Origin of the sequence: Rhodococcus sp. EPR-134 (assembly GCF_001647205.1) — a bacterium.
Taxonomy (GTDB): domain Bacteria; phylum Actinomycetota; class Actinomycetes; order Mycobacteriales; family Mycobacteriaceae; genus Rhodococcus_F; species Rhodococcus_F qingshengii.
Map to the genome: position 1 here is coordinate 1 of NZ_LVCT01000594.1, position 8,046 is coordinate 8,046.

An 8,046-nucleotide genomic window follows, 5' to 3' on the forward strand; every position below is an offset into this window, starting at 1 on the left:
TTTCGGGGTTCGGGCTGCTCATCGGTGGTGCTCGTTTCATGCCCTCAGTGAGTGATCTCGGTTGCCTCCGAGTGTCTCACTAAATCCTGACAGAGAGGGAGCGGAGATCGCGGAGAAAGTCGGCATCTCCCAAATGCACGTCTCCCGATTACTGACCTAGTCGCTGAAAACATTACGTGCCGAACTCGGAAAACTCAGCTGAACCTTGCAGCCAGGCCTTATCTTTCAAATCCCCACACTGACGCGCTGACACATCCGCAATGACGATGCGGATGTTTGGAATGCCCCTCCGACGGGGAGGTTGTGGACGGTCCGCCGGACAATGCACACCCACTCTGGCCCGGCGGACCCCTCAGATACGAGGAGGGTCCGATTGCCGTGGACGGGAGGCCGTGTGGGCTGCGTCGGTTCCTGCTCGGACGCGGTCGAACTGGGCACCGATCAGCCAGCGAAGTTCATCGTCACCGATACCGTTGTCCCCGAAAGGAATTGCATCCACCGGGATGCCGTCGATGGTCACCTTGCCGACCGTACCGCCCACCGAATCATCCTGACGGCGCGCGATCACCCGACCCGCAGCGAGCACCTGCTCGATCACCGACGCTCGATCAAACCCTTCACCGCCGCGGTACACATGAACGCCCATGTCCTCGTCCCACACCGATACGAACCAGTCCACCGCATCCTCCTCTGCCCTGCCGAGATACACGCCCCGCGTTCACCGCTTGGGAAATGTTTCCACTAACTCCGTTGCGAGTGCTGAGAGCCGGATTTTCCGGCGCTGGGACTGTCACACCAGCACACCATGCACACTACGAAGAACCATCCCTGCGAGGTCCGTGCACCGACGTAGGTCGCGAACCTATCGAAGACGGAGATAGCTCGCCGAAGCTTCGGACGGGACAATTGCAAGGAGCTTCATCGTTGGAATCTTGTTCGAATCCGGGACATCGTGCCGATCGTTGCCGCAAACGTCGACGGCGCTCGCTATTTGTGCGTGGTGAGGCGGGAACGCTGCCTGCGGCGGCGGAGGACAAGTACGAACACCACTAAGAGACCGAACGCCGCCGCGACGGCTGCGGGCCGCTGCTTTACCCGTTCCACGTCACGCGACACCTCGCCCTTGACTCGGGCCGGTACGTCGGCCTTCTCGGCGAGTGCGCCTACGGTTGCGGCTAGAGCCTCACGTTGGGCTCGAACATTCTCGTCGGGTCCGTCTGCGGTAGTGCTCATTTCACGCCCTTCTTGGCAGTAGCGATGTCAGCTTTGACGCTTTCGACGGTCTCTTCCGGAAGTGGTGGCGCCGCGGACTTCGCTCGTTTGGCTCCCACGAGTGCGGTTATTGCTCCGATGGCGATCACGATTGCCGCGATGATCAGAGCTGCAAGCCAAGGTTCGAGGGTTGTGGCCAATCCGAGTACTGCTGCCGCCAGAAGTACCGCGAGGCCGTACAGCAGCAGCAGTGCGCCGGCGCCGGAGATACCGACCCCTACACCGAACCGGGTGCTCTTCGACTTGACTTCGGCTACTGCGTGCGACATTTCGGCCCGTACGAGGTCGGTCACCTGCTCGGTGAGGCGCTCGACGAGTTGTACGGTCGACAGTGCGTGCGGGTCTACGCCCTCTGTGTCGACAGTTTTCGGCGGCGCGGTGCTCGGAACGGTTGCCCGGCTATCGGATCGCTCGGTCATGGTCGACGTCCCTTCGTTGTCTTCGCCGCCGTGCGTTTCGCGAAGTTCGCGACCGGCGGCGATATCGTGTGCGTGCAGACGAGCGTTCTTTTCCGAAACGCTGGTGTCCCGAGGAGGCAGCCGCAGGAATTTTTCGGCTTCGATTCCGGCCTGTAACTGCCGGCCGCGTTCGAGTTCCGCGTCAACTTCTGCTCCGAACAACAACGCAAGATTGGTGATCCACAACCAGAGGAGGAAGATGACCGCCCCGGCCAACGATCCGTACGTCTTGTTGTAACTACCGAAATGACTTACATAGAAAGCGAATCCGACTGAAGCCACGATCCACACTGCAATAGCGAGTGCTGCTCCGACGCTGATCCAACGAAATTTCGGCTGTTGCACATTGGGAGTCACGTAATACAGCACCGCCACCGCCAACGCGACACAGATCAGAATGACGGGCCACTTCGCAATATTCCACGTCGTCACCGCGCCGTCTCCGATGCCGAGCTGATCACCTAGCGCCTTGGCGACAGGTCCGCTGACGACCAGCATCAAGATCACCGCGGCAACCAACAGAAGTCCTGCGAGGGTGACGACCAGTTGCAGAGGACGAAGTTTCCAGACCGGCCTGCCTTCCTCCACCTCGTACATACGATTCATCGCTCGCCCGAATGCGCCGACATAGCCGGAGGCCGACCACAACGCACCCGCGAGACCGATGATCAATGCGAAACCGGCGGTAGGGGCCGCCACCAGTTGTTCGACGGTGCCACGCATCGTGTCCACGGCCGAGTCCGGTCCGACAGCGGCCACCAGTTCCATCACCGTGTCCACACTGGCACGCCCCTGGCCGACAACTCCCAGCAGGGACACCAGCGCCAGAAGCGCCGGGAACAGTGACAGCACAGCGTAGTACGTCAAAGCCGCCGCCAGATCGGTGCACTGATCGCGAGTGAACTCTCGGGCAGAACGTCGTGCTACGAACTTCCACGACTGCGCCGTCAGGTCGGTCGGATCGGAAGGCTTACGCGCGTCGTCCGCATCAACCGTGTGTGTCACCATGCCCGAGTTGCTACCCAGTGAGCCGGGTGTCGAAACTCGGTCGAGACTCCCCTAGCTTCCGTACTCCTCTCGATCGAGGACAGCGAGCGCCGCAAGTAACCCACGGCTGGAGAGAACTATCGAAGGTGCGACGGACGTTGTGACTGTTCCCTGCTGCACGAGCTTTTCGAGTGCGGTCAATCTTTCACGGGCAAGGGGCAAGGTCGTGACGGAACGATGGTCGGTAGGGTCGTGCACCGGACCTCTTCCCGCATCGGCAAAGGCTATGGCCATCGCTTCGAGCAACTCCGAGACGGCACTTTGCAAACTCCCGTTCTCGTTGAAATCGCCGTCCTCGACGGCAAGGATCAGGCCCATGAGATGTAGCGCTGCTCGATCGAGTGCTTCGGCGGCCGGGCGAAACAACTCGGATCCTCCTATACGCAACCACCCACGTTTGCGAAAGTTTCCGACCAGGCTGGCTTCACCGTCCATCACCGCGGTCTCCGCGGCAACGGATTTGTTCACCGACAGAGCGCGTTGACGCCATGAACCCTGTGTTCCAGCACTGGCTTTCACGTCCGCGGCCATCTGTCGGAGAATGTCCGCGACCTCATGCGTACGTGCCACCAAGAGGTCTCTGGCGTCGGAGAGATAGTCCGGCGGCACCAACACGGCATTGACCGCGATGCCCACGAATACTCCGAGCACTACGTCACCAATGCGGTGCATCACCAAGTACGGGTTGGTTGCTGTTCCGTACAGAAGGACCAATACGGCGGTGACGGCGACCCAAATCCCGTCAGGCGACAACCGCGGAATGCGGCCGACGAGTATTCCTGCACCCGTTGCGATGGCCAATGCAGCGACGGTCGGAAGGGTCACCGCCGCGACGGCGGCCACAACAACTCCGAGGACGACCACACTGACCTGGCGGGCGGCCACCCGCATCGAGTTCCGCACGGTGTTCCCGATGATGAAGAGTGCAGCGTACGGAGCAAGAAATGCTTCAGGGCTATGAAAGACGCTGTTCGCGATCACCCACGCGATGACTACGGCGACTGCGCCTTTCAGAGCTGTGATCAAGCCTATGCTTTCACATCGCTGAATGAGGGGATGCTCGAGAATTGCTTGCTCCTTAACCTTCTACGGTCGTCCGAAGACTCATCTGAACAGGACCTTGTCCGCTGTTACCGGCAAGTCGCGTACCCGCACACCGGTAGCATCGTAGATAGCATTGACAACAGCGGCTGCTGCCCCGACGATCCCGATCTCGCCGGCGCCCCGCGATCCCATCGGGTTGACGTGTGCGTCAGTCTCGTCGAGCCAGAAGGCTTCGATGTCTTGCACATCCGCGTTTGTGCTGATGTGGTAGCTCGCCAAGTCGTGAGTCATCACGTGGCCGAACCTGTTGTCCCGGAAGCTTTCCTCGTGCAACGCCATCGACAATCCCATCGTCATTCCTCCGATGAGCTGTGAGCGAAGCGTTTTTGCATTGATTGCGCGTCCGATCGAGAATGCACCGAGCATCCGGGGGATCCTGATCTCGCCGGTCTCGCGATGTACGCGCGCTTCCACGAAATGAGCACCGAATGAATGCATGGAGTAAACGTCCTCGTCCGGATTCTCCGGCGTCTCAGTTGTCGTCTCCACGCCGGCAAGGGGAGTGGCGCTGTGTTCCGCGCGGAACTGACGGGCAGCCGCGACGATAGTAGAGCCCCACGACGAGATACCGGCGGAGCCACCGGCAACTGTGGCGAAAGGGAATGTGGTGTCGCCGATTTGGAGCCGAACTTCCTCTATGTGGCATTCGAGAGCATCGGCGGCGATCTGAGTCAGAGCGGTCCAGGTTCCCGTGCCAATGTCGGCCGCCCCGATCTGAACAGTGTAAATTCGATCGGCTCCGAAGACGATGCGCGCTTTCGAACCGGGGTTCGTCATTGCCGGATAGGTTGCCGCTGCCATGCCGGTACCCACCATCCAGTTGCCGTCCGGACTGAGACCACCACGCACCGGACGTCGTCCATCACCCCGACTCCGATCTTTCCACCCGAATCTCTCCGCGCCTGCGTACATGCAGTCGATCAAATTCCGCCCTGACCAAGGTTTTCCGCTCTCCGGATCCACTTCGGGTTCGTTCCGAACACGAAGTTCGATCGGGTCGAGGCCACAAGCTACGGCAAGCTCGTCCATCGCTACCTCGACCGCATACATACCCGGAGTCTCGCCCGGGGCACGCATCCAGAACGGGACTGCAACATCGAGGGCTGCAACCCGGTGAGAGGTAGAGCGATTAGGTGTGGCGTACATGATCCGGGTGGCAACAGCAGTCTGTTCCGCGTATTCCTTGATCTTCGACGTTTGCTCGACTACGTCGTGGGACATCGCCGTCAGAAGACCGTGGGAGTTCGCACCGAGGCGCAGGTGCTGAATGGTGGATGTGCGGTATCCGACGATCGCGAACATCTGCTGCCGCGTGAGCGCGAACTTGACAGGTCGCCCCGCCGTCCTGCGGGCAGCAAGAATCGCTAATACGTTGTGCGCGTGAGGTGATCCCTTCGAACCGAACCCTCCGCCGACATGTGGCGCCACGACTCGCATCTGCTCGAGTTCGAGCCCGAACATGGGCGCCAGGGTCTCGCGAACGACATGAACGCCCTGAGTAGAGTCGTACAGGGTGACGCACGCCCGCCCACCCTCGGCGTCGTCCCCCCAGATTGCAATGCAGGCGTGCGGTTCCATCGGATTGTTGTGTTCGAGTGGAGTGGTGTAGGTCTGATCTATCGTCACATCCGCAGCCACGAATGCCGACTCGACATCGCCGTCGGTCGTGTCGGTCGCGAATCCGTTGACGTCCTCCGGGGCGTAGAGGTCGTCGCGATCGGCTCGTAGCTCACAATCATGAGGGAGTTCGTCGTACTCGACTTGTACCAACCCGGCTGCATGACGGGCTGTCTCGGGTGTTTCGGCAATCACAGCACCGATGAATTGTCCGCGAAAGTGGACGGCTGGGTCCTGGAGTACGGACAGCTCTCGGTCTTCGGTATCCGCCAAGCGTGGGGCATCGAAAACGGTGATCACGGCGACGACACCCTGAAGTGCCTCTGCCAGTTCCGTTTTCATGCTGACAACGCGGCCACGCGCAACCGTCGCCTGGACGGCGTGCAGGTAGGTGGGATTCTCCACGGGATGTTCGAACGCGTAGAGCGCCGTCCCCGTGACCTTCGCGGACCCGTCGAGACGCTCCATCGGATTTCCCAGGTAGCCCGGTTCGATCATCCTCATCACGTCGGCCCTCCGGTGGTGAGTGACCTCAGCACCGAAACCATGACGCCGCGTGTCAGGGGAATCTTGAAAGCATTGCCCGACTGTGGGTTCGCGTTCGCCAACTCGGCATCTGCGGCTTGCACGAACACTTCCTCGGTAGGCGGGGATCCCAGCAAGACCTCTTCCGCCTTGTACGCGCGCCAGGGGCGGTGCGCCACGCCTCCGATGGCGATTCGGGCGCCCGCGACAATACCGTTTTCGAGTTCGACCTCAGCGGCAACCGAAACCAGAGCGAAAGCGAAGGAGGCGCGATCGCGTGTCTTGACGTACGTCGACAGCGCCGCCGGTGCAGGCACGGGCAGCTCCACTGCAACGATCAACTGGTCGGGTTTCAGAACTGTGTCATGTTCCGGTGAATCTCCAGGGAGACGGTAGAATTCGTTGACAGGAATGTTGTGCTCGCCACGGCGGTCCCTTACGACGACCACGGCGTCCAACGCAGCCAGCGCGACCGCCATGTCGGACGGGTGCACGGCGATGCATTTGTCGGAAGCCCCCAGGATTGCGTGGTAGCGCACGTAGCCGCCGACGGCGGAGCAACCAGATCCGGGTTCCCGCTTGTTGCACGGAGTTGTCACGTCCTGGAAGTAGACGCAGCGGGTAGCTTGCATCAGATTGCCGGCTGTTGTCGCGGCATTACGAAGCTGCCCTGAAGCTCCGGCCAGGAGAGCGCGAGCAAGCACCGCGTATCGGCGGCGGATGACGGGGTGGGCTGCGAGATCGCTGTTTCGAACTGTCGCTCCGATGCGGACTCCTCCATCCGGAAGCATCTCCACTCCGGCGAGGGGCAGCCGACTTACATCGATCACCATGCGCGGGTTGGTCACGCCGAGTTTCATACGGTCGACCAGATTCGTACCGCCTCCGAGAAAGGCGGCGCCGGGGTTTTCAGTCACCAGGGCCAACGCGCCGTCGACATCCTCGGCGCGTCGGTACTCGAACGGCATCACGACTGCACTACCTGTCGAATCGCTGCGACGATGTTGCCGTACGCAGCACAGCGACAGAGATTCCCGCTCATGCGTTCTCGAATCTCGGCGTCGTCCAGATCCGGGTCAGCATCGAGGTCCTCCGTGACATGACTGGGGTGCCCGGCCTTCACCTCGTCGAGCATCCCCACTGCCGAGCACACCTGTCCCGGGGTGCAGTACCCGCACTGGAGCGCATCCTGGTCGAGAAAGGCTTGTTGTACGGCATGCAGACCGTCGTGGCCCGCCAAACCGTTTGCCGTGGTGATCTGTGCGCCGTCCTGTGCCACTGCGAACGTCAAACACGTAACAGCGCGCCGCCCGTCGAGGAGGATCGTGCACGATCCGCACTGCCCGTGGTCACAACCCTTCTTCGGGGACGTCACGCCGAGGCGATCCCGCAGCGCGTCGAGCAGCGTGGTTCGAGTGTCGACCGTCAGGGTGTGGCTGCTGCCGTCTACCATCAACGTGATCTCAGCATCGATTCGCGAAGACTCCATGACGAGCACCTACCCAGCTCTGGATTACTCAAACGGGTAGCGTCACGATCTGACGAGGCGGCGTTTGCAAGATCGCGACTAGATCGCACTCGTACACACCGCCGCTACAGCGACCTCACCCGCTTCGGCAGTATCGCGGTCTCCCCCATCTGGGACATGTGCTACTTCGTCAGATTGGGGAGGTGGGTTCGATCGGCGGTGGGGGCTGACCACGCGGGCCCGCCCCTCCAGGAGGGGCCGATCGTGAGATTCTTTTCTTCGAAATGTCGGAGTGCGGGCGGGTTACCGGCTCATGCTGCGCGTCCGATCTGCAGATTGAGCCAGTCCGAGATCCACTGGATCGCGTTGCGGCCAGCGTTGTCGACGACGAGAGAGTTGTAGTTCTGGTGTGCCCCGGAGGCGAAGAAGGACGCTGCGTCGAGCCCCTCCGCTATTAAGGATGCAAGGTCGTTGGCGCCTTGTGCACTGGCCATGGCGGTCAACGAATTAGCCAGTGCTGAGAGTTCCAGATTCTGTGTCGGAGCGGAATCGGTG

Annotated in this window: 7 protein-coding genes and 1 pseudogene; all 8 read right to left on the minus strand. The window is 61.2% G+C overall.

What is annotated here, in order from left to right; translation table 11 throughout:
* Positions 1 to 352: 352 nt before the first annotated feature.
* Positions 353 to 679, minus strand: a complete 327-nt coding sequence (locus A2J01_RS26345; RefSeq protein ID WP_064113917.1) for a hypothetical protein — start codon at positions 677 to 679, stop codon at positions 353 to 355.
* Between the two features lie 308 nt (positions 680 to 987).
* Positions 988 to 1,233 (minus strand): hypothetical protein, encoded by a 246-nt coding sequence (locus A2J01_RS26350; protein ID WP_064113918.1) that lies wholly within the window; start codon positions 1,231 to 1,233, stop codon positions 988 to 990.
* Positions 1,230 to 2,738 (minus strand): YhjD/YihY/BrkB family envelope integrity protein, encoded by a 1,509-nt coding sequence (locus A2J01_RS26355; RefSeq protein WP_064113919.1) that lies wholly within the window; start codon positions 2,736 to 2,738, stop codon positions 1,230 to 1,232. Before A2J01_RS26355 ends, A2J01_RS26350 begins: the two co-directional genes overlap by 4 nt.
* Before the next feature lie 51 nt (positions 2,739 to 2,789).
* The gene (locus tag A2J01_RS26360) at positions 2,790 to 3,803 is read right to left on the minus strand and encodes an FUSC family protein (RefSeq protein WP_019749535.1); all 1,014 of its coding nucleotides are present in this window, start codon (positions 3,801 to 3,803) and stop codon (positions 2,790 to 2,792) included.
* A gap of 78 nt (positions 3,804 to 3,881) precedes the next feature.
* Positions 3,882 to 6,002 carry a xanthine dehydrogenase family protein molybdopterin-binding subunit gene (locus A2J01_RS26365; RefSeq protein WP_064113920.1) on the minus strand — a complete coding sequence of 707 codons (2,121 nt, stop codon included), beginning with the start codon at positions 6,000 to 6,002 and terminating at the stop codon, positions 3,882 to 3,884.
* Entirely contained in the window at positions 6,002 to 6,994 is a 993-nt protein-coding gene (locus tag A2J01_RS26370; protein ID WP_191908629.1) for an FAD binding domain-containing protein, read from the minus strand. The genes A2J01_RS26365 and A2J01_RS26370 overlap by 1 nt, the downstream gene beginning before the upstream one ends.
* Positions 6,991 to 7,512, minus strand: a complete 522-nt coding sequence (locus A2J01_RS26375) for a 2Fe-2S iron-sulfur cluster-binding protein (RefSeq protein WP_019749532.1) — start codon at positions 7,510 to 7,512, stop codon at positions 6,991 to 6,993. Before A2J01_RS26375 ends, A2J01_RS26370 begins: the two co-directional genes overlap by 4 nt.
* Positions 7,513 to 7,802: 290 nt before the next feature.
* Positions 7,803 to 8,046, minus strand: a pseudogene (locus A2J01_RS36585) (cutinase family protein); the annotation flags it as partial.